Consider the following 20,348-nt stretch of genomic DNA (forward strand, 5'->3'; position numbering starts at 1 on the left):
TATCTCAGAGCGTCTCGGGCGCCTGGGCCTCGGCCACAGGAACATTCGGCTCGGGACGGCTACGCTCGGCCCGATCCAACTGGCGCTTCAGGCGGGAGATCTCCCGGCGCTGGCGCAGCAAGGAAGCGAAGGTGGCGGTGACGCCAAGGAGGGCGCCGGCTGAAAAACTCACCAGGATGACAAAGACAACCGGCAACTGCCATTCGCCGCCAAAGAAGAAGCGCAGACTGGCGAGCTGATCGTTCTTGATCGCGAAACCGAACAAGAGGAAGAACAGCAGCAGTCGAAGGATCCACATTACGAGGCGCATGGGTCGGCATTATCTCCGAGCAGATGACAAAAAAGAAGGCGGCCATAGCCGCCTTCCCTGACACTTCTCACAACCGATTGCCGCGCGGTCACTCGCTGCCGTCAACCCGCTCGCGCAATTCCTTGCCGGCCTTGAAATGGGGCACGTGCTTTTCCGGCACATGCACCTTCTCCCCCGACTTGGGATTACGACCGACGCGAGGCGGACGATAGTTCAGCGCAAAACTCCCGAACCCGCGGATCTCGATGCGATCACCACGCGCGAGCGCGTCGGTCATCGCATCGAGAATCATCTTGACCGCGTAATCGGCATCTTTTGCGACCAGCTGGGGAAAACGCGCCGCCAGCTGGGCGATCAGCTCCGATTTGGTCATGATCCGGTCGAGTTACTGCTTTTGTTCGTTCAGCTTGGCCTTGAGCAGGGCACCCAGGTTGGTAGTGCCGCTGGCAGCAGAGCTTTCCGACGCAAGCTTGTTCATCGCTTCGGACTGCTCGACCTGATCCTTGGCACGGATGGAGAGGTTGATCGAACGGGTCTTGCGATCCACGTTGATGATCAGGGCCTCGACCTCGTCACCTTCCTTCAGCACGGTGGTGAGGTCATCCACGCGATGGGCGGCCGCTTCAGAAGCACGCAGGTAGCCTTCCACCTCGTCACCCAGGGAGATCACAGCGCCACGGGCTTCGACCGACTTCACGGTGCCGCGAACAAGGCTGTTCTTCTCGTGAGTGGCGATGAAGTTGGTGTACGGATCGCCTTCCAGCTGCTTGATGCCCAGGGAGATGCGCTCGCGCTCGACGTCGATCGCCAGCACCACGGCCTCGACCTCGTCGCCCTTCTTGAACTTGCGCACAGCCTCTTCGCCGGTTTCGCTCCAGGAAAGGTCGGACAGGTGCACCAGACCGTCGATGCCGCCTTCCAGGCCGATGAACACGCCGAAGTCGGTGATGGATTTGATCTGGCCGCGGACCTTGTCGCCCTTCTTGTGGTTGATGGCGAAATCGTCCCACGGGTTGGACATGCACTGCTTCATGCCCAGGGAAATACGGCGACGGTCTTCGTCGATCTCGAGAATCATCACTTCGACTTCGTCGCCCAGCTGGACGACCTTGGTCGGGTGAATGTTCTTGTTGGTCCAGTCCATTTCAGACACGTGCACCAGACCTTCGATACCTTGCTCGACTTCAACGAACGCGCCGTAGTCGGTGATGTTGGTGACCTTGCCGAACAGGCGGGTGCCCTGCGGGTAGCGGCGGGAGATGCCGACCCACGGATCTTCGCCCAGTTGCTTCAGACCCAGGGAGACACGGTTCTTCTCCTGGTCGAACTTGAGCACCTTGGCCTCGATTTCGTCACCGACGTTGAGCACTTCCGACGGGTGACGCACACGGCGCCAGGCCAGGTCCGTGATGTGCAGCAGGCCGTCGATACCGCCGAGATCAACGAACGCACCGTAGTCGGTGATGTTCTTGACGATACCCTTGACGACGGTGCCTTCCTTCAGGTTTTCAAGCAGCTTCTGGCGCTCTTCGCCCATGGACTCTTCGAGCACCGCGCGGCGGGAGACGACCACGTTGTTGCGCTTGCGGTCGAGCTTGATGACCTTGAACTCGTATTCCTTGCCCTCGTACGGGGAGGTGTCCTTGACCGGACGCATGTCCACCAGCGAACCCGGCAGGAAGGCGCGGATGCTGTTGGTCATGACGGTCAGACCACCCTTGACGCGACCGGTGATCACGCCCTTCACCAGGGTGCCCTCGTTCAGCGCCTTCTCGAGATCGTTCCAGGCAGCAATGCGCTTGGCCTTGTCGCGGGACAGGCGGGTCTCGCCGTAGCCGTCTTCCAGCGCCTCGATGGCGACGTGGATGAAATCGCCCGGATTGACTTCGAGTTCGCCGCGATCGTTGCGGAACTCGTCGATGGGCACATAGCTTTCGGACTTCAGCCCGGCATTGACGACCACGAAATTCTGGTCGATGCGCACGACTTCGGCGGTGATGACTTCACCGGCACGCATTTCCTGCAGTGCAAGGCTTTCTTCGAAGAGGGCGGCAAAACTTTCCTGGGAGGAAACAGGAGTGGCAGTGGACATAAGGAAAAGAACCCAAAACTACCCTTGCGGGCAGCGATGTATGTGAATTGAACACCGATGCGGCCGGCTCGCAGCCGGCTGCGCACCACGTTTTCAGCCAGCGGCTTCGGGCGCAGGATTCCTGACGAAATCAACGACGAAAGCCACAGCCTCCTCAACGCCTTTGGAAGTCGTATCGAGGAGAACCGCGTCCGGCAACTTCAACAGGGGCGCTACCGAGCGGGCCGCATCGCGCGCATCCCTGTCCCGGAGGTCCTGTAAAAGACTTTCCATAGTAGCAGGCAAGCCCTTTTCCATCAACTGCTTATAGCGCCGTTCGGCGCGGGACTCCACCGAGGCCGTCAGGAAGACCTTGTGAGCCGCGTCAGGGAATACCACCGAGCCCATGTCCCGCCCCTCGGCCACCAGACCGGGAGCGCGCCGGTAATGGCGTTGGCGGCCCAGCAGGGCAGCCCGTACCGCGCCCAGCACGGCCACCTTGGATGCGCCTGCAGAGCAGGCCTCGGTGCGGATCTCATCCGTGACGTCATCGGCGTCGAACCACACCCGTCCCCCCTCGAAACGCGCCGGCAGTGTCGCGGCCAACGCGGCCAGGCGCGGCTCCTCATCCAGCGCCACGCCGGCGCGCATCGCGGCGAGCGCGACGAGGCGGTACAGCGAACCGCTGTCCAGGTAGTTGTAGGCGAGCACTTCGGCAACGCGCGCAGCGACCGTACCCTTGCCAGAGGCGGACGGGCCGTCGATCGCCACCACCGGCACCGGCGTGGTGATCTCAGCGTAGGCATCGAAATAGCCCGGGAAGGTCTTGTTCACACAACGCGGATCGTTGATGCGGACGTCGCAGTCGCCCAATGCGGCCAGCGAGAAGCACATCGCCATGCGGTGATCGTCGTAGGTGTCTATCGCCGCAGGCTGCAGCACCGCCGGCGCGACGATGCGCAGGCTGTCCGGCCGCTCGTCCACTTCCGCCCCCAGCTTGCGCAGCTCGGTGGCCATCGCGGCGATGCGGTCGGTTTCCTTGACCCGCCAGCTGGCGATGTTGCGCAGGGTGCAGGGACCGTCGGCGAAAAGTGCGGCAACCGCCAGCGTCATCGCTGCGTCGGGGATGTGATTCAGGTCGAGATCGAAGGCGCGCAAGCGGCCGTTCGCCGGCGCGCTGGCTTCTATCCAGTTGTCGCCCATGCTCACGGTCGCGCCCAGCTCGGCCAGCGCTTCGGCGAAACGAACATCGCCCTGGATGCTGTTACGCCCCACGCCCTCAACGCGCACCGGCCCACCGCCGATGGCACCGGCGGCAAGGAAATAGGAAGCGGACGAAGCGTCGCCTTCCACGTAGATGCTGCCAGGGCTGGTATAGACCGCCTTGCCCGGCACGATGAAGCGCTGCCATTCCTCACGCTCGACGGTGACGCCGAAGCGCTGCATCAGGGCCAAGGTAATCGCGATGTAGGGCTTGGAGATCAATTCGCCTACCACTTCGACCACCGTCTCCTCGCCGGTCAGTGGCAGCGCCATCAGCAGGGCGGTCAGGAACTGGCTGGATACGTCGCCACGAACCTGAACCACACGGCCGGCGCGTATCTCCGCCGGCTTCACGCGCAGGGGCGGAAAACCCTCCTGTCCTTCGTAGTGGATCTCGGCGCCAAGTTGCCGCAGCCCATCGACCAAGTCGCCGATGGGCCGCTCGTGCATCCGGGGCACGCCGGAGAGCCGATAGTCGCCCCCCGCGAGAGCAAGCACCGCGGTCAGCGGACGGAAAGCGGTGCCAGCATTACCGAGGAACAGGTCCGCCTGCTTGACCGGCAGCGTGCCGCCGGTGCCACTCACCCGGTAGCGGCCATCCTCCTCGCGCCGCCAGGCCACGCCCAGTTGCTGCAGGGCGTCCAGCATTCGATCCACATCGTCCGAAGCGAGCAGATCGCGGATTTCGGTCTCGCCCTGTGCCAGCGCCGCCAGCAGCAGAACGCGGTTGGAAATGCTCTTGGACCCCGGCAGGCGCACGCAGCCGCGCGCCCCCAGCAGCGGGGGAAGATCGAGAAACTCCATGTCATTTACTCCGCGGTAATCGGCGGCGGCGCGTTGCGCTCGGCCCAGGCGTTGCGTGCACAACGGGCCTCTTCGAACAGTTTTTCCAGGCGATCGGCCTCGCCGCCCAGCAACAGCGCGCGCAGGTAGGCCAGTTCGGCCAGGTATTGGTCCAGCTCGGCCAGCAGCGCCTGCCGGTTCGCCATGCAGATGTCGCGCCACATTTCGGGATGGCTGCCGGCGATACGGGTGAAATCGCGGAACCCGCTGGCAGCGTGGGAGAACAGCAACTCAGCGTTGGCGCGGCCGGCGAGGTCATGGACCAGGCCAAAGGCGAGCAGATGCGGCAGGTGGCTGACGGCGGCGAACACCCGGTCATGCTCTTGGGGCGCCATGTCCACCACGGTCGCGCCGCAGGCCTGCCACATGGCCCGAACCCGCTCGACCGCGGCGGGGTCGTTTTCCGACAACGGCGTCAGCACCACCCGCCGCCCGACATAGAGGTCGGGGAAGGCCGCGTCCACTCCGCTCTTTTCGGCACCGGCAATGGGGTGTGCCGGCACAACGCGGGCGAGATGCGCATCCAGGCGGCGATACACCGCCTCGATGACGTCCCGCTTGGTGCTGCCCGCGTCGGTAATCAGCGTATTCGGGCCGAGATGCGGCGCCATCGCCTCCATGATGGCGTCGGTCTGCCCTACCGGCGCCGCCAGCAGGACCATATCGGCGTTCTGAAGCGCGCCGGCCCAGTCCTGCGCAATCTCGTCGACCACGCCCAGCGCGAGCGCATGCTCCAGTGCAGCCGGGCTGCGGCCGACGCCCACCACGCGCTCCACCGCGCCAGCACGCTTGAGCGCCAGCGCAACCGAGCCGCCGATCAGGCCGACCCCACAGACAACCAGTTTGCCGAGCAAAGCCATGTACGTCAGCCTGCCCTGGTTTCGGCGAGCGCCGCCCGCAGCGCATCGATGAAGCGCAGGTTCTCCTCCGGCAGACCTATGGTCACCCGCAGCCACTCGGGCATGCCGTAGCCAGCGATGGGGCGCACGATCACGCCCTGGCGCAGCAAGGCCGCATCCACCGCAGCAGCCTTGCCGGCGCGGAAGGTAAGGAAGTTGCCAGCGGAGGGAATCCACTCCAGGCCCAATTCGTCCAGTGCCACGCTGATCTGCGCCATGCCGCGGCGATTGAGATCGGCGCTGCGGGCAATGAATTCCTGGTCGCCCAAGGCCGCCTCGGCCGCCACCAGCGCCAGGCTGGAGACATTGAAGGGCTGGCGCACCCGGTTCATCAGGTCGGCGACGTCCGGATGGGCGAAGGCATAGCCCACGCGCAGTCCAGCCAAGCCGTAGGCCTTGGAGAAAGTGCGGGAAATCAGCAGATTGGGAAAATGCGTCAGCCATGCGATCGCGTCGTAGCACTGCTCCGGCGCCAAGTATTCGGTGTAAGCCTCGTCCAGCACGACCAGCACGTCCGCCGGCACTTTTCGCAGAAAGGCTTCCAGCGCCTCGCCCGGCAGGAAGGTACCGGTGGGGTTGTTGGGATTGGCGACGAAGACGACGCGGGTGTCACCATCGATGGCAGCGGCCATCGCATCCAGGTCATGCCCGTAGGCCACGGCCGGCACTTCCACACAGCGCGCGCCGGCAGCGTTGGTCGCCAGCGGATAGACGGCAAAGGCGTGCTGGGAAAACACTGCCGCGTCGCCCAGCCGCAGGAAGCTGGAGGCGACCAGTTCGAGGATGTCGTTCGAGCCGTTGCCGAGCACGATCTGCTCCGGCTTCACGCCGTAGCGGGCGGACAAAACCGCCTTCAGCGCGAAACCATTGCCATCGGGGTAGCGCGCCACCTCGGCCAGCGCATCGACGATGGCCTGTCGGGCGGCCGGGCTCATGCCCAGCGGATTCTCGTTGGAAGCAAGCTTGACGATGCCGGACTCCGGCATGCCCATTTCCCGCGCAAGCTCGGAGATCGGCTTGCCCGGCTGGTAGGGCCGAATGGCACGGATGTATTCCGGGGCGCGGCTGGCGACGCTCATGCGCAACTCCTGTCCTCGGGGTTCAGATCGCGGCGACGGGGTAGGAGCCCAACACCTTCACGAAGGCCGCGCGCTCGTCCAGTTCATTCAGGGCGGCGGCCACCGCCGGCTCCTCGCGGTGTCCCTTCACATCAGCGTAGAACACGTATTCCCACAAGCCACCGCCGGCCGGCCGGGACTCCAGCTTGGTCATGTCCACCCCATGCCGGGCCAGCGGCTCCAGCAAAGTGTGCATGGCACCGGGACGATTGCGGGCGGAGAAGACGAAGGAGGTCTTGTCCTCTCCGGAGGGGCCTGCATCATGGGTGGCGATCACCAGGAAACGGGTGGTGTTGTCCGGCGCATCCTCGATGTTGGCCGCCAGCTTGTTCAAGCCATACAACTCGCCCGCCGCCTCGCCGGCAACGGCGCAGGACTCGGGGTCCTCAGAAGCCAGGCGGGCCGCCTCGGCATTGCTCGCCACCGGCACCCTCAGCACGCCACCGAGGTTGCGGTTGAGCCATTCGTGGCACTGCGCCAGCGACTGGGAATGGGAGTACAGGCGCTTCACCGCCCCCAGATCAGCCGCGCGCGACAGCAGGTGCTGGTGGATGCGCAGCTTGAGTTCGCCGCAGATCTTCAGCGGATTCGCCAGCAGCAGATCCAGGGTGACATTCACCGCCCCCTCTGTGGAGTTCTCCACCGGCACCACCGCATAATCGGCGTGACCGGCCTCGACCGCGCGGAACACGTCCTCGATCGAGGCCAGCGGCAGGAAGTCCGGCGCACTGCCGAAGTGCTTGCGGCTGGCACTCTCCGAGAAGGTGCCGGCGGGGCCGAGATAAGCCACCCGCAGCGGCTTCTCCAGCCCCAGGCAGGCGGACATGATTTCGCGGAAGATCTTCTGCACCGCCTTGTCCGGCAGCGGGCCGGGGTTGGCGTCGCCCAGCCGGCGCAGCACCTGCGCTTCCCGCTCAGGCCGGTAAAGGTTGCCTTGCTTGACCTCGCCGATGCGTTGCGCGCATCTGGCGCGCTCCGACAGGCGAGCCAGAATCTCGCCATCCAGCTGGTCGATGCGCTTGCGCAGATTCAGCAGTTCGTCGCTCATGCCGCCCCCTCTCGCCCTCAGCCCTTGCGCGCGGCGAAGTCGCGCATGAAATCCACCAGCGCCTGCACACCTTCCAGCGGCATGGCGTTGTAGATGGAGGCGCGCATGCCGCCAACCGACTTGTGGCCCTTGAGCTGGGCCAGCCCGGCTTCCTTGGCCGCGGCCAGGAAAGCATCGTTGAGCGATTCGTCGCGCAGGAAGAAGGTCACGTTCATGCGCGAGCGGCAGCTGGCGTCCACTCGGGTTTCGTAGAACTCGCAGCCATCCAGGAAGCCGTACAGCAGCTCCGCCTTGGCGATGTTGCGCCGCTCGATGCCGGCGACGCCGCCCTGGCGTTTGAGCCACTGGAACACCAGGCCAGCGATGTAGATGGCGTAGGTCGGCGGCGTGTTGTACATCGAGCCGGCCTCGGCCACCGTCTTGTAGTCGAAGGCGCTGGGGCAATGGGGTGCCGCCTGGCCCAGCAGGTCGTCACGCACGACGACGATGGTGAGGCCGGCCGGGCCGATGTTCTTCTGCGCGCCGCCGAACAGCAGGCCGTACTTGGAGACGTCCACCGGCCGCGACAGGATGTGGGACGAGACATCCGCCACCACGGGCACTTCCGCACGGCCGATGCGGGCGAGATCCACCTCGAAGGGGTATTCCAGCCCGCCTATGGTCTCGTTGGTGCAGGTGAAGAGATAGGCCGGATCGGGCGACAGCTGCCAGCTTTCCATCGGCGGCACGGTGGTGTAGCCGCTGGCTTCGGAGGTGGCGGCCACGTGCACGTCACCGTAACGCAGGGCCTCCTTGCGCGACTTCACCGACCAGGAGCCGGTCAGCACATAGTCCGCCCTACCCTTGCTGCCCATCAGGTTGAGCGGAATGATGGCGTTCTCGCCGATCGCCCCCCCCTGCATGAACAGCACCTTGTAGTTGTCCGGCACCGCCATCAGCTCGCGCAGATCGGCCTCGGCAGCCTCGGCGATGGAGACGAACTCCTTGCCGCGGTGACTCATCTCCATGACGCCCATGCCGGCGCCATGCCAGTCCAGCATTTCCTCGGCAGCCTGGCGCAGCACTTCTTCCGGCAGTGCGGCCGGTCCAGCGCTGAAATTCCACACGCGGCTCATGCTTCGCTCCCTTCGTCGCCAGCCTCGGGCGCCGCGCCCTCCTGGCCTTCGCCTTCTTCGCCGCCAAGTTCGCCGTCTTCCAGCTCATCGGCCTCGGACTCCGCGACCTTCTCGATGCCGGCGAGGTAAGTGCCTTCGTCCAGATTGATCAGCGTCACGCCCTGGGTAGCGCGGCCGAGTTCGCGGATGTCCTGCACCTTGGTGCGGATCAGCACCGCACCGGTAGAGATCAACATGACTTCGTCGGTCGGGTCCACCAGCACCGCGCCGACCAGGCGACCGTTACGGTCGGAGGTCTGGATGGCGATCATGCCCTTGGTGCCACGGCCGTGGCGGGTGTACTCGGCCACGGGCGTGCGCTTGCCGTAACCGTTCTCGGTGGCGGTGAGCACAGACTGGGTTTCGCCCTTGGCGACCAGCATGGCGATGACCTTCTGGCCGTCCTCCAGCGTCATGCCGCGTACGCCGCGCGCACCGCGACCCATCGGCCGCACGTCGCTCTCGGCAAAGCGCACCGCCTTGCCGGCGTCGGAAAACAGCATCACGTCGCACTGGCCATCGGTGATGGCGACGCCGATCAGGTGGTCGCCGTCGTCCAGGTCCACCGCGATGATGCCGGCCTTGCGCGGGTTGGCGAAGGCGGTCAGCGCGGTCTTCTTCACCGTGCCTTCGGAGGTGGCCATGAAGACGAAGTGCTCCTCGTCGAAGGCCTGCACCGGCAGCACCGCGGTGATCTTTTCCCCATCAACCAGCGGGAACAGGTTGACGATGGGCTTGCCGCGGGAGTTGCGGGCGCCTTCCGGCACCTCGTATACCTTCAGCCAGTAGGCGCGACCGCGGCTGGAGAAGCACAGCACGGTATCGTGGGTGTTGGCGACGAAGAGGTGGTCGATGAAATCCTCATCCTTCATCGAGGTTGCCTGCTTGCCGCGGCCGCCGCGGCGCTGGGCGCGGTAGTCGGCCAGCGGCTGGCGCTTGAAGTAGCCGGTGTGGGACAGCGTGACCACCATGTCTTCCGGCGTGATGAGATCCTCGATGTTGATCTCGGAGGTGCTCATCACCAATTCGGAGCGGCGCGGATCGCCAAACTGGGTGCGGATGGCTTCCAGCTCCTCGACGATGATCGCGGTGATGCGCTCCGGCCGCGCCAGGATGTCCAGCAGGTCGGTGATGATGTCCATCACCTCGCGGTACTCGGCAACGATCTTGTCCTGCTCCAGCCCGGTCAGGCGCTGCAGGCGCAGTTCCAGGATGGCCTGGGCCTGTACGTCGGACAGGCGGTAGCCCTGGGCGGAGAGGCCGAACACCGGGTCCAGCCCCTCCGGCCGGTAGCTGTCGGCCAGGCCGCGGGCCAGCATCTCTTCCACCAGCGGCGAGCGCCATGTGCGCTCCATCAGCCCGCGCTTGGCGTCGGCCGGCGTCGGCGCCGCCTTGATCAGGGCGATGATCTCGTCCACGTTGGACAGCGCCACCGCCAGGCCTTCCAGGATATGGCCGCGGTCGCGCGCCTTGCGCAGTTCGAAGATGGTGCGACGGGTGACGACCTCCCGGCGGTGCTCCAGGAAACACACCAGCATCTGCTTGAGGTTCAGCAGGCGCGGCTTGCCATCTACCAGCGCCACCATGTTCATGCCGAAGGTGTCCTGCAGCTGGGTGTGCTTGAACAGGTTGTTCAGCACCACCTCTGGCATCTCGTTGCGCTTGAGCTCGATCACCACGCGCATGCCGGACTTGTCCGACTCGTCGCGGATCTCGCTGATGCCCTCCACCTTCTTCTCATTCACCAGCTCGGCGATACGCTCCAGCAGGGTGCGCTTGTTCACCTGGTAGGGCAGCTCGTCGACGATGATCGCCTGGCGGTCGCTGTTCTTGCCGATGTCCTCGAAATGGGTGCGGGCGCGCATCACCACCCGGCCGCGACCGGTGCGATAACCCTCGTGCACCCCGTGCAAGCCGTAGATCAGGCCGGCAGTGGGGAAGTCCGGCGCCTTGACGATCTGGATCAGCGCTTCGATGTCGGTTTCCGGCTCGGCCAACAGCCTCAGGCAGGCGTCCACCACTTCGCCCAGGTTGTGCGGCGGAATGTTGGTCGCCATGCCCACCGCGATGCCGGACGAGCCGTTGATCAGCAGGTTGGGGATGCGGGCCGGCAGGATCAGCGGCTCTTTCTCGGAACCGTCGTAGTTCGGGCCGAAATCGACGGTTTCCTTGTCGATGTCCGCCAGCAGCTCATGGCCGATGCGGGCCATGCGGATTTCGGTGTAACGCATCGCCGCGGCGTTGTCGCCATCAACCGAGCCGAAATTGCCCTGACCATCGACCAGCATGTAGCGCAGGGAGAAATCCTGCGCCATACGGACTATGGTGTCGTAGACCGCGGAATCGCCGTGCGGGTGATATTTACCGATGACGTCGCCGACGATACGGGCCGACTTCTTGTAGGCCCGGTTCCAGTCGTTGGACAGCTCGTGCATCGCGTAGAGAACGCGTCGATGTACTGGCTTGAGGCCATCCCGGGCATCGGGAAGCGCCCGCCCCACGATCACGCTCATCGCGTAATCCAGGTAGGAGTGACGCATCTCTTCCTCGAGGCTGATCGGCAGCGTTTCCTTGGCGAACTGTGTCATGCTCGAAGGCGGTGGAACCCGCGTGAACCAAAAGCGTGCGATCTTAACACGCGGCGTCACCTGCCGACCGGCCGGCCCGCCAGAGCCAGGCCTCGGGACCGTTCAACGACCTCCTCAGCCCGACAGCAGCGCCACCGCGTCCTCGCGCCAGAACTGCAGGGCGCGGTAATAGCCCTCCCACACGCAGCCATTACAGCCACGACCGCAGCATGTCGTCGGCACCGGCGGCGGCGGCCGCAGGGACAGGGCACTCCCCTCGAGGGCGGACTGCACGGCCGCCACCAGCGCCTCGGCTTCGGCCAGAGTGCGCAAAGGCCAAACAAGTAATCCGGCTGGCGGCCCCAGGACATCGGGAACCAGCGCGCGGGGGGATGAAGATGGCATCGCGGTAGAAGAGGCGGAGTCTGCTGCAGGAAGGAAGAGCCGCAAATCTAGCACGACGAAAAAAGTTCCCATCAAGCTCTTGAAAACACTTTTCGCGCCCCCACGTACCCGCCCGTTGAAGACGTAAATTAGGGAGCAGACATGCAGGATCCGAATCAGACCCCCAAGGCGACAGCGGAACTCGAGCAACAGGCGGCGCCCGTCGAGGCTCCTGCCAGCGAGGAAACGAATCAGGCGGAAGTCATGCCCAGCCTGGAAGAAAGTCTGCGCCAGGCGGAGCTGAAGGCGGCCGAGCATTACGATGCCTGGCTGCGCGCCAAGGCCGAAGGCGAGAACATCCGCCGCCGGGCCCAGGAAGACATCGCCAAGGCCTCCAAATTCGCCGCCGAGAAGTTCGCTGGCGCCATGGTGCCGGTGAAGGACAGCCTGGAAGCCGCGCTGGCGGTGGAGAACCAGACCGTCGAGAAGATGCGCGAAGGTGTCGAACTCACCCTCAAGCAGCTGGTTTCCGCCTTCGAAGGCGCTGGCCTCAGCGAGGAAAACCCGCTGGGCCAGAAGTTCGACCCCAACAAGCACCAGGCCATCAGCGCGATCGAGGCCGAGGGCGAGCCCAACACCGTCATCAACGTGCTGCAGAAGGGTTATCTGCTGCATGAGCGCGTGATCCGCCCGGCCCTGGTGGTCGTTTCCAAGGCAAAGGGCTGAACGACGGCGGCTTGAAAGCGCCCGTCGGCACCCCATATTCGAATCAAGTCGGACGGCACAGGCCGATCCTCAATGAATCCGGAAATCTGAAAGGAAAACAATCATGGGCAAGATCATCGGCATCGACCTCGGCACCACCAACAGCTGCGTTTCCGTGATGGAAGGCGGCAAACCCAAGGTCATCGAGAACTCCGAAGGCGCACGCACCACGCCGTCCGTCGTCGCCTACGCCGAAGACGGCGAGATCCTGACCGGCGCGCCGGCCAAGCGCCAAGCGGTCACCAACGCCAAGAACACCCTGTTCGCGGTCAAGCGCCTGATCGGCCGCCGCTTCGAAGAGAAAGAGGTGCAGAAGGACATCGACCTGATGCCCTACAGCATCGTCAAGGCCGACAACGGCGATGCCTGGGTGGAAGTGCGCGGCAAGAAGATCGCCCCGCCGCAGGTTTCGGCCGAAGTGCTGCGCAAGATGAAGAAGACCGCCGAAGACTACCTCGGCGAGGAAGTGACCGAGGCGGTCATCACCGTGCCCGCCTACTTCAACGACAGCCAGCGCCAGGCCACCAAGGACGCCGGCCGCATTGCCGGCCTGGAAGTGAAGCGCATCATCAACGAGCCGACCGCAGCCGCGCTCGCCTTCGGCATGGACAAGAAGCCGGGCGACTCCAAGATCGCGGTGTATGACCTGGGCGGCGGCACCTTCGACATCTCCATCATCGAGATCGCCGACCTCGACGGCGAGCACCAGTTCGAAGTGCTGGCCACCAACGGCGACACCTTCCTCGGCGGCGAGGACTTCGACCAGCGCATCATCGATTACATCGTCACCGAGTTCCAGAAGGAACAGGGGGTGGACCTGAAGAAGGACGTGCTCGCGCTGCAGCGCCTGAAGGAAGCGGCCGAAAAGGCCAAGATCGAGCTGTCCTCCAGCGCCCAGACCGAGATCAACCTGCCCTACATCACCGCTGACGCCACCGGCCCGAAGCACCTGGCGCTGAAGATCACCCGCGCCAAGTTCGAATCCCTGGTGGAAGACCTGATCGAACGCTCCATCGAGCCCTGCCGCGTCGCGCTGAAGGACGCCGGCGTGAAGGTCTCGGACATCGACGACGTCATTCTGGTCGGCGGCCAGACCCGCATGCCCAAGGTGATGGAGAAGGTGAAGGAGTTCTTCGGCAAGGATCCGCGCCGCGACGTGAACCCGGACGAAGCCGTGGCCGTAGGCGCCTCCATCCAGGGCGGCGTGCTGCAGGGCGAGGTGAAGGACGTGCTGCTGCTGGACGTGACCCCGCTGTCGCTGGGCATCGAAACCCTGGGCGGCGTCATGACCAAGCTGATCCAGAAGAACACCACCGTGCCGACCAAGGCCAGCCAGGTGTTCTCCACCGCCGACGACAACCAGAGCGCGGTGACCATCCATGTGCTGCAGGGCGAGCGCGAGATGGCCTCCGGCAACAAGAGCCTGGGCCAGTTCAACCTAGAAGGTATCCCGCCGGCGCCGCGTGGCACGCCGCAGATCGAAGTCATCTTCGACATCGACGCCAACGGCATCCTGCACGTCTCGGCCAAGGACAAGGCCACCGGCAAGGAGAACAAGATCACGATCAAGGCCAACTCCGGCTTGTCCGAGGACGAGATCCAGCGCATGGTGCAGGACGCCGCCGCGCATGCCGAGGAAGACAAGAAGGCGCACGAGCTGGTGGATACCCGAAACCAGTGCGACGCGCTGGTGCACTCGGTGAAGAAGGCGCTGGCCGAACACGGTGACAAGGTTGCGGCCGACGAGAAGGCCAAGATCGAGACCGCCCTGGCCGAGGCCGAAGAAGCGCTGAAGAGCAACGACAAGGACACCATCGAAGCCAAGAGCCAGGCGCTGGCCATGGCCAGCCAGAAGCTGGGCGAGCAGATGTATGCCCAGGCTCAGGCGGAAGGTGGCGCCCAGCCGGGCGCGGCGGCTGGTGGTGCCAGCAGCAAGGCTGACGACGCCGACGTGGTGGACGCGGAGTTCACCGAGGTGAAGGACAAGAAATAAGGCCCCGCCGGGCAGTACCCCTGGCCGAGCTTGCGCCGGAGCCTCTCCGGTGCTCGCTCGGCCTTTGCATGACGTAGCCTGAGCGAGAAACCATGTCGAAAAGGGATTACTACGAAGTCCTCGGCGTCAATCGCGATGCCGGCGACGACGAGATCAAGAAGGCCTACCGCAAGCTGGCCATGAAGTTCCACCCGGACCGCAATCCGGACAACAAGGAAGCCGAGGAAAAATTCAAGGAGGCCAAGGAGGCCTACGAGATGCTTTCCGACCCCCAGAAGAAAGCCGCCTACGACCGCTACGGCCATGCCGGCGTCGATCCCTCCATGGGCGGCGGCCAGCAGGGCTTCGACGGTTTCGCCGACGCTTTTTCCGACATCTTCGGCGACATCTTCGGCGGCGGAGGCAGCGGCGGACGTGGCCGCTCCAATGTGTATCGCGGCGCCGACCTGCGCTACAACCTCGAGATCACCCTGGAGGAAGCGGCGCGGGGCGCGGAGAAGACCATCCGCATCCCCACCGTGGAGGAATGCGAGACCTGCCATGGCAGCGGCGCCAAGCCGGGCACCCAGGCCAAGAGCTGCCCCACGTGCGGCGGGGCCGGCCAGGTGCGCATCCAGCAGGGCTTCTTCTCCATCCAGCAGACCTGCCCGAAGTGCCACGGCAGCGGCCGTATCATTCCCGACCCCTGCCGCGACTGTAACGGCGCCGGCCGGGTGAAGAAGCAGAAGACGCTGGAAGTGAAGATTCCCGCCGGCATCGACGAAGGCATGCGCCTGCGCCACGCCGGCCACGGCGAACCCGGCGTGAACGGCGGCCCTCCGGGCGACCTCTACGTCGAGATCCACATCCGCCAGCATGCGGTTTTCCAGCGCGACCGCGACGACCTGCATTGCGAGATGCCGATCAGCTTCACCACCGCGGCCCTGGGCGGCGAGATCGAGATTCCCACGCTGGACGGCATGGCTCGCCTGAAGATCCCGGCCGAGACCCAGAGCGGCAAGGTCTTCCGCCTGCGCGGCAAGGGCATCCGCAATGTGCGCAGCCAGGCGCCTGGCGACCTGATGTGCCATGTGGTGGTGGAAACCCCGGTAAACCTCACCGACCGCCAGAAGGAACTGCTGCGGGAATTCGAGGACGTTTCCAGCGGCGACGCCGAACGTCACAACCCCAAGGCGAAGTCCTGGATGGACAAGGTGCGCGACTTCTTCGCCACCTGAACGCCGGACAGCTGCAGGGCGCGAAAAAGGGGAGGCGAACTGCCTCCCCTTTTTTCATCTCTGCCTGCCATGCCGGGCGCAGATTGACTGCCCTGCCCCATCAATGCCCGTAGGCGCGAAAGCCCCTGGAGCGCCGTCGCCAACAGCGGCGCTCAGGCCCTCCGCCAGGTCGTCCCGGCGGCCGAATCCTCCAATATCACGCCTGCAGCCAGGAGTTCGGCGCGGATGCGGTCCGCGGCGGCATAGTCCTTCGCCTTCTTGGCCGCCACCCGCTCGGCAATCGCCTTCTCGATGGCTGCAGCATCCATGCCATCCGCCTCCCCGACCTCCGCTTGCAGGAAGGCGAGCGGCTCGCGCTCCAGCAATCCCAGCACGGCGCCCAGCGCACGCAATTGCCCGGCCAGCACCGGGGAGCCACCGCGATTCACCTCGTTGGCGAGATCGAACAACACCGCGACCGCCTCGGCGGTATTGAAGTCGTCGTCCATCGCGGCGCGGAAACGCTGGGCGTGGGCCTCCTCCCAGTCCACCGCCACATCAGCCGCCTGCGCATTCTTCAAGGCAGTATAGAGACGTGTCAGCGCGCTGCGAGCATCCTCCAGGTGAGCGTCGGAGTAGTTCAGCGGGCTGCGGTAATGGGCGCGCAGGATGAAAAAGCGGACCACCTCGGCGTCGTACTTCTTCAACACGTCGCGGATGGTGAAGAAGTTGCCGAGCGACTTCGACATTTTCTCGTCGTCCACCCGCACGAAACCGTTGTGCATCCAGTAATTGACGAAGGCGTGATCATGCGCGCCTTCGGATTGGGCGATCTCGTTCTCATGGTGGGGGAACTGCAGATCCTGCCCGCCGCCGTGGATGTCGAAATGCTCGCCCAGCAGATCGGAGCTCATCGCCGAGCACTCAATATGCCAGCCCGGCCGCCCCTCGCCCCAGGGCGAGGCCCACTTGGCGTCCACCGGCTCCTCCGCCTTGGCATGCTTCCACAGCACGAAGTCCAGCGGATCGTGCTTGTCGCCCGCCACATCCACCCGCTCTCCGGCGCGCAGTTCATCAAGCGACTTGCCGGAAAGCTTGCCGTAGCCGGGGAACTTGCGCACCGCGTAGCAGACGTCCTGGTTCGCCGCCACATAGGCCAGGCCCTTCTGCTGCAGACGCTCGATCAGCGTGGTCATGCTGGCGATGTAGTCGGTGGCCCGGGGCTCGTGATCCGGCCGCAGCACGCCGAGGGCGTCGGCATCTTCATGCATCGCGGCAATGAAACGGTCCGTCAACGCGCGCAGACTCTCGCCCTTTTCACCCGCACGGCGGATGATCTTGTCGTCGATGTCGGTGATGTTGCGCACATAGGTCACCGCGTAGTTGCTGGCGCGCAGCCAGCGCGCCACCATGTCGAAAGCGACCATCACCCGGGCATGGCCCAGATGGCAGTAGTCGTACACAGTCATCCCGCAGACGTACATCCGCACCTTGCCGGGCTCGATGGGTTGGAAAACTTCCTTGCTGCGAGAGAGGGTGTTGTAGATCGAAAGCATGCCGTCGGACCAAACAGATAAGGACAACAAGGCGGATGAAACCCGCGAAAAAAAGCGGGCCCGACCGGACCCGCCCTGCTCCAGCCCCCGCGAGGAAGGCTCTTGATTGTGGGAGTGTAGGGGTATTGATAAAATGCCCCGTTCCGTTCTCCGCATATTCTCTGAATATCAAAGCAGTATAGCACAATGAGAATCCGCCCCTCCCTCGCCTCGGGCGCGTTGAGCGTGGCCTTGCTCGTCGGTATGGCGCCTGTCCAGGCAGCCGACGGCGTCAAGGAGATGCAATCCCTCATTCGTGCAGGCAAGCCCGCCGAAGCCCTTTCCCGGGCGGACAAGCTGATCGCCGCCAGCCCTCGCGATCCCCAGCCGCGCTTCCTGAAGGGTGTCGCGCTGGCCGAACTGGGCAAGCGTGAGGAGGCCATCGCCGTCTTCCAGCAGCTGACCCAGGACTTTCCCGCCCTGCCCGAGCCGTACAACAACCTCGCCGTGCTCTATGCGCAGCAAAAGGAGTACGACAAGGCGCGGACGACACTGGAACGGGCATTGCGCACGCATCCCAGCTACGCCACTGCGCACCAGAATCTGGGAGACCTCTATGCCCAGCTCGCCACTCAGGCTTATGGCAAGGCGCTGCAGATGGACAGCACCAAGAGCGCGGACCAATCCACCCGGCTTGCGCTGCTGGCGGAGATGACGCCGGCTGCTTCCGCACCGCTGCAGCAACTGGCCGCCGCTCCGCCCGCGCCCGTAGTGGCCGAGAAGCCGCCCGAGAAGGTGGCGGCGGAGAAGCCTGCACCGGAGGTCAAGGTGGAACCGAAACCGGCTCCGGCGCCTTCAGTGCCTCCCGCTCCGCCGAAAACACCTACCGTCGAAACGCCCCGCCCTGCCGCCCCCCAGCCGTCGCAGCCAGCGCCTGAACGCCCGGCACCGCCCAAGCCGGCGGAGCCACCCGCCACGCCGGCGGCAAACCCGACCAAGCAGCAGGAGGCCGCCGTATTGAAAGCCGCGGAAGCTTGGGCCAAAGCCTGGTCCACCCAGGACGTGAAGGGCTATCTGAGCCACTACGACCGCGACTTCCAAGTGCCGAACAACCGGCCGCGCCAGGAATGGGAACGCGAGCGCGAGCAGCGTATCGCCCGCCCGGGGGCGATCTCGGTGGAAATCGAGAATGCGCGCATCAGCCTGAACGGTGACCGCGCCACGCTGCGCTTCCGCCAGCATTACCGCTCCAGCGGCTTCAACGGCTCCACCAACAAGACATTGGAGTTCGTCCGCCGGGGCGAACAGTGGCGCATCCTGCGCGAAAGCGTTGGGAACTGACCATGAGAGCCTGCACCCTGCGCCCTTCCCTGCTCGCCGCCTTGCTGATGGCAAGCCTGCTGGTGCCAGCCAGCCACGCCGCCCCGTCTGACCGCAGGATCTCGGACGCCGGTCCTGAAGCCGCGCTCCAGGTCATCTTCGATGAGATCGAGACCAACCGCCTGGACGCCGCCTTCGACCGCACGGAAGCCCTGCTCCAGGCCTATCCCAACTTCCGCCTGGCGCATCTGATCAAGGGTGACCTACTGCTCGCCCGCGCCCGGCCGCTCTCCGCCTTCGGCAATGCCGACGGCGCCGACCCGCAGCTCGAAGGCCTGCGCGAGGAAGCTGCCGCCCGCCTGCGTGCCTACCAGGAGCGCCCGCGCCAGGATTACGTCCCGCGCTATCTGCTGCAGATGGAGCGCGACCAGCGCTATGCGGTCGTGGTCGACACCAAGCGCGCCCGGCTCTACGTCTATCGCAACGACAACGGCAAGCCGCGCTTTGTCGCCGACTTCTACGCCAGCCACGGCAAGGCTGGCGCGGAGAAGGTCAAGGAAGGCGACAACCGCACGCCGCTGGGCGTCTACCACGTCACCTCCTTCATCTCGCCCGCGCGGCTACCGGATTTCTACGGCAGCGGCGCCTTCCCGATCAATTACCCGAATGACTGGGACAAACGCCTGGGCCGCACCGGCCACGGCATCTGGCTGCACGGCACGCCCAGCGACACCTACGCCCGGCCGCCCAAGGCCTCGGAAGGCTGCGTGGTGCTGGCCAACCAGGATCTCTCCACCCTGGCCAACTACATCGAGCCCGGCCTCACCCCCGTCATCATCAGCAACGAAATCGAATGGCTGTCGCTGGACGACTGGCAGGCGCAACGCAGCAGTCTCAACCAGGCGATAGAAACCTGGCGCAGCGACTGGGAAGGGAACGACGTCGAGCGCTATCTCTCTCATTACTCGGAGGACTTCCGCGGCGACAAGCTGGATCACGCCAGCTGGATGGCACAGAAGCGCCGGGTCGCCGCAAACCGGGGGCCGGCGAAGATCACGGTGGACAAGCTCAGCATGTTCCGCAACCCGGGTAAGGACGAGATGGTCGTCGTGACCTTCGAGCAGGAATTCCGCACCGACAAGCACACCGACAAGATGCGCAAGCGGCAGTACTGGAAACGCGAAGGCGCCCGCTGGAAGATTGTCTTCGAAGGCGCCGCCTGAGCGCCCGCCCTCCTCACCGAACCGGAGCGACAATGAAACGCCTTTTTGCCCGCATCCTCTCCCTCATCGCCCTCCTCTCCGTATTCGACGCTGCCCATGCAGCCAATCCCTACGTGGAGCTCGAGACCGACCAGGGCAACATCGTCCTTGAGCTCTACCCGGACAAGGCGCCAAAGACGGTGGAAAACTTCCTCCAGTATGTGCGCGACGGTCACTACGCCGGCACCATCTTCCACCGCGTAATCCCCGGCTTCATGGTCCAGGGCGGCGGCTTCGACGCCAGCATGCGGGAGAAATCCACCCGGCCGCCGATCGAGAACGAAGCCCGCAACGGTCTCAAGAACGAGGTCGGCACCATCGCCATGGCCAGAACGCCCGCGCCGCACTCCGCCGCTGCGCAATTCTTCATCAACGTTGCAGCCAACCGCTTCCTGGACTACCCGTCCTCCGACGGCTGGGGTTACGCCGTGTTTGGCAAGGTGGTACGCGGCATGGATGTCGTCACCGGCATCACCCGGGTGCCCACCCGCAACCTCGGCATGCATCAAAACGTACCGGCCACCCCGGTCGTCATCCGCGGCGCCCGCGTCCTCGACGCCCTGCCCCCTGCAGCGGCAAGCAAACCCTGAAAAGCGGCGGACGCCGCCCTTTTCCGAACA

At 64.9% G+C, this 20,348-nt stretch carries 17 protein-coding genes; 6 read left to right on the forward strand and 11 right to left on the reverse strand.

Features of this window, described 5'->3' with window-relative positions:
* Positions 1 to 4 precede the first annotated feature (4 nt).
* From C7389_RS14665 to C7389_RS14710, 10 genes are all read right to left on the reverse strand, one after another.
* Positions 5 to 310 carry a LapA family protein gene (locus C7389_RS14665; protein WP_133592756.1) on the reverse strand — a complete coding sequence of 102 codons (306 nt, stop codon included), beginning with the start codon at positions 308 to 310 and terminating at the stop codon, positions 5 to 7.
* Between the two features lie 88 nt (positions 311 to 398).
* Positions 399 to 683 carry an integration host factor subunit beta gene (locus C7389_RS14670; RefSeq protein ID WP_133592758.1) on the reverse strand — a complete coding sequence of 95 codons (285 nt, stop codon included), beginning with the start codon at positions 681 to 683 and terminating at the stop codon, positions 399 to 401.
* Positions 684 to 695: 12 nt separating this feature from the next.
* A complete protein-coding gene (gene rpsA, locus C7389_RS14675; RefSeq protein WP_133592760.1) occupies positions 696 to 2,402 on the reverse strand; it encodes a 30S ribosomal protein S1 in 1,707 nt (568 codons plus the stop codon).
* 93 nt (positions 2,403 to 2,495) lie between these two features.
* A complete protein-coding gene (locus C7389_RS14680) occupies positions 2,496 to 4,448 on the reverse strand; it encodes a bifunctional 3-phosphoshikimate 1-carboxyvinyltransferase/cytidylate kinase (protein ID WP_133592762.1) in 1,953 nt (650 codons plus the stop codon).
* Positions 4,449 to 4,453: 5 nt separating this feature from the next.
* Positions 4,454 to 5,347, reverse strand: coding sequence for a prephenate dehydrogenase (locus tag C7389_RS14685; protein WP_133592765.1), 894 nt, complete (start codon positions 5,345 to 5,347; stop codon positions 4,454 to 4,456).
* Positions 5,348 to 5,352: 5 nt separating this feature from the next.
* Positions 5,353 to 6,465, reverse strand: a complete 1,113-nt coding sequence (hisC, locus tag C7389_RS14690) for a histidinol-phosphate transaminase (RefSeq protein ID WP_133592767.1) — start codon at positions 6,463 to 6,465, stop codon at positions 5,353 to 5,355.
* Positions 6,466 to 6,487: 22 nt separating this feature from the next.
* The gene (gene pheA, locus C7389_RS14695) at positions 6,488 to 7,552 is read right to left on the reverse strand and encodes a prephenate dehydratase (RefSeq protein ID WP_133592769.1); all 1,065 of its coding nucleotides are present in this window, start codon (positions 7,550 to 7,552) and stop codon (positions 6,488 to 6,490) included.
* A gap of 17 nt (positions 7,553 to 7,569) precedes the next feature.
* Positions 7,570 to 8,667: a 3-phosphoserine/phosphohydroxythreonine transaminase gene (gene serC, locus C7389_RS14700; RefSeq protein ID WP_133592772.1), complete on the reverse strand. Its 1,098-nt coding sequence runs from the start codon at positions 8,665 to 8,667 to the stop codon at positions 7,570 to 7,572.
* Positions 8,664 to 11,294: a DNA gyrase subunit A gene (gene gyrA, locus C7389_RS14705; protein ID WP_133592774.1), complete on the reverse strand. Its 2,631-nt coding sequence runs from the start codon at positions 11,292 to 11,294 to the stop codon at positions 8,664 to 8,666. Before gyrA ends, serC begins: the two co-directional genes overlap by 4 nt.
* A 114-nt stretch (positions 11,295 to 11,408) precedes the next feature.
* The gene (locus tag C7389_RS14710; protein WP_246034775.1) at positions 11,409 to 11,606 is read right to left on the reverse strand and encodes an oxidoreductase-like domain-containing protein; all 198 of its coding nucleotides are present in this window, start codon (positions 11,604 to 11,606) and stop codon (positions 11,409 to 11,411) included.
* Between the two features lie 213 nt (positions 11,607 to 11,819).
* Here C7389_RS14710 and grpE point away from each other — a divergent pair, with 213 nt between their 5' ends.
* The 3 genes from grpE (at position 11,820) to dnaJ (ending at position 15,632) form a co-directional block, all read left to right on the forward strand.
* Positions 11,820 to 12,383 (forward strand): nucleotide exchange factor GrpE, encoded by a 564-nt coding sequence (gene grpE / locus C7389_RS14715; protein WP_133592778.1) that lies wholly within the window; start codon positions 11,820 to 11,822, stop codon positions 12,381 to 12,383.
* A gap of 103 nt (positions 12,384 to 12,486) precedes the next feature.
* Entirely contained in the window at positions 12,487 to 14,415 is a 1,929-nt protein-coding gene (gene dnaK / locus C7389_RS14720) for a molecular chaperone DnaK (RefSeq protein ID WP_133592780.1), read from the forward strand.
* 92 nt (positions 14,416 to 14,507) lie between these two features.
* A complete protein-coding gene (dnaJ, locus tag C7389_RS14725) occupies positions 14,508 to 15,632 on the forward strand; it encodes a molecular chaperone DnaJ (protein WP_133592782.1) in 1,125 nt (374 codons plus the stop codon).
* Between the two features lie 152 nt (positions 15,633 to 15,784).
* On the opposite strand, the gene cysS is transcribed toward dnaJ, so the two are convergent.
* The gene (cysS, locus tag C7389_RS14730) at positions 15,785 to 17,167 is read right to left on the reverse strand and encodes a cysteine--tRNA ligase (RefSeq protein WP_133592784.1); all 1,383 of its coding nucleotides are present in this window, start codon (positions 17,165 to 17,167) and stop codon (positions 15,785 to 15,787) included.
* A gap of 186 nt (positions 17,168 to 17,353) precedes the next feature.
* On the opposite strand from cysS, the gene C7389_RS14735 reads away from it, so the two are divergent.
* Genes C7389_RS14735 through C7389_RS14745 form a run of 3 tightly spaced genes read left to right on the forward strand, consistent with a single transcriptional unit; the run spans position 17,354 to position 20,318 of the window.
* The gene (locus tag C7389_RS14735) at positions 17,354 to 18,487 is read left to right on the forward strand and encodes a L,D-transpeptidase Cds6 family protein (protein ID WP_133592786.1); all 1,134 of its coding nucleotides are present in this window, start codon (positions 17,354 to 17,356) and stop codon (positions 18,485 to 18,487) included.
* A 2-nt stretch (positions 18,488 to 18,489) separates the two neighbouring features.
* Positions 18,490 to 19,689, forward strand: coding sequence for a L,D-transpeptidase Cds6 family protein (locus C7389_RS14740; protein WP_133592788.1), 1,200 nt, complete (start codon positions 18,490 to 18,492; stop codon positions 19,687 to 19,689).
* Between the two features lie 32 nt (positions 19,690 to 19,721).
* Positions 19,722 to 20,318 carry a peptidylprolyl isomerase gene (locus C7389_RS14745; RefSeq protein ID WP_133592790.1) on the forward strand — a complete coding sequence of 199 codons (597 nt, stop codon included), beginning with the start codon at positions 19,722 to 19,724 and terminating at the stop codon, positions 20,316 to 20,318.
* Positions 20,319 to 20,348 lie beyond the last annotated feature (30 nt).

The organism is Azoarcus indigens, assembly GCF_004361735.1.
Taxonomy (GTDB): domain Bacteria; phylum Pseudomonadota; class Gammaproteobacteria; order Burkholderiales; family Rhodocyclaceae; genus Azoarcus; species Azoarcus indigens.

Coding starts and splice junctions, on each gene's coding strand:
- C7389_RS14665 (WP_133592756.1), bottom strand. CDS start 310: ATGCGCCTCGTAATGTGGATCCTTCGACTGCTGCTGTTCTTCCTCTTG.
- C7389_RS14670 (WP_133592758.1), bottom strand. CDS start 683: ATGACCAAATCGGAGCTGATCGCCCAGCTGGCGGCGCGTTTTCCCCAG.
- rpsA (WP_133592760.1), bottom strand. CDS start 2,402: ATGTCCACTGCCACTCCTGTTTCCTCCCAGGAAAGTTTTGCCGCCCTC.
- C7389_RS14680 (WP_133592762.1), bottom strand. CDS start 4,448: ATGGAGTTTCTCGATCTTCCCCCGCTGCTGGGGGCGCGCGGCTGCGTG.
- C7389_RS14685 (WP_133592765.1), bottom strand. CDS start 5,347: ATGGCTTTGCTCGGCAAACTGGTTGTCTGTGGGGTCGGCCTGATCGGC.
- hisC (WP_133592767.1), bottom strand. CDS start 6,465: ATGAGCGTCGCCAGCCGCGCCCCGGAATACATCCGTGCCATTCGGCCC.
- pheA (WP_133592769.1), bottom strand. CDS start 7,552: ATGAGCGACGAACTGCTGAATCTGCGCAAGCGCATCGACCAGCTGGAT.
- serC (WP_133592772.1), bottom strand. CDS start 8,667: ATGAGCCGCGTGTGGAATTTCAGCGCTGGACCGGCCGCACTGCCGGAA.
- gyrA (WP_133592774.1), bottom strand. CDS start 11,294: ATGACACAGTTCGCCAAGGAAACGCTGCCGATCAGCCTCGAGGAAGAG.
- grpE (WP_133592778.1), top strand. CDS start 11,820: ATGCAGGATCCGAATCAGACCCCCAAGGCGACAGCGGAACTCGAGCAA.
- dnaK (WP_133592780.1), top strand. CDS start 12,487: ATGGGCAAGATCATCGGCATCGACCTCGGCACCACCAACAGCTGCGTT.
- dnaJ (WP_133592782.1), top strand. CDS start 14,508: ATGTCGAAAAGGGATTACTACGAAGTCCTCGGCGTCAATCGCGATGCC.
- cysS (WP_133592784.1), bottom strand. CDS start 17,167: ATGCTTTCGATCTACAACACCCTCTCTCGCAGCAAGGAAGTTTTCCAA.
- C7389_RS14735 (WP_133592786.1), top strand. CDS start 17,354: ATGAGAATCCGCCCCTCCCTCGCCTCGGGCGCGTTGAGCGTGGCCTTG.
- C7389_RS14740 (WP_133592788.1), top strand. CDS start 18,490: ATGAGAGCCTGCACCCTGCGCCCTTCCCTGCTCGCCGCCTTGCTGATG.
- C7389_RS14745 (WP_133592790.1), top strand. CDS start 19,722: ATGAAACGCCTTTTTGCCCGCATCCTCTCCCTCATCGCCCTCCTCTCC.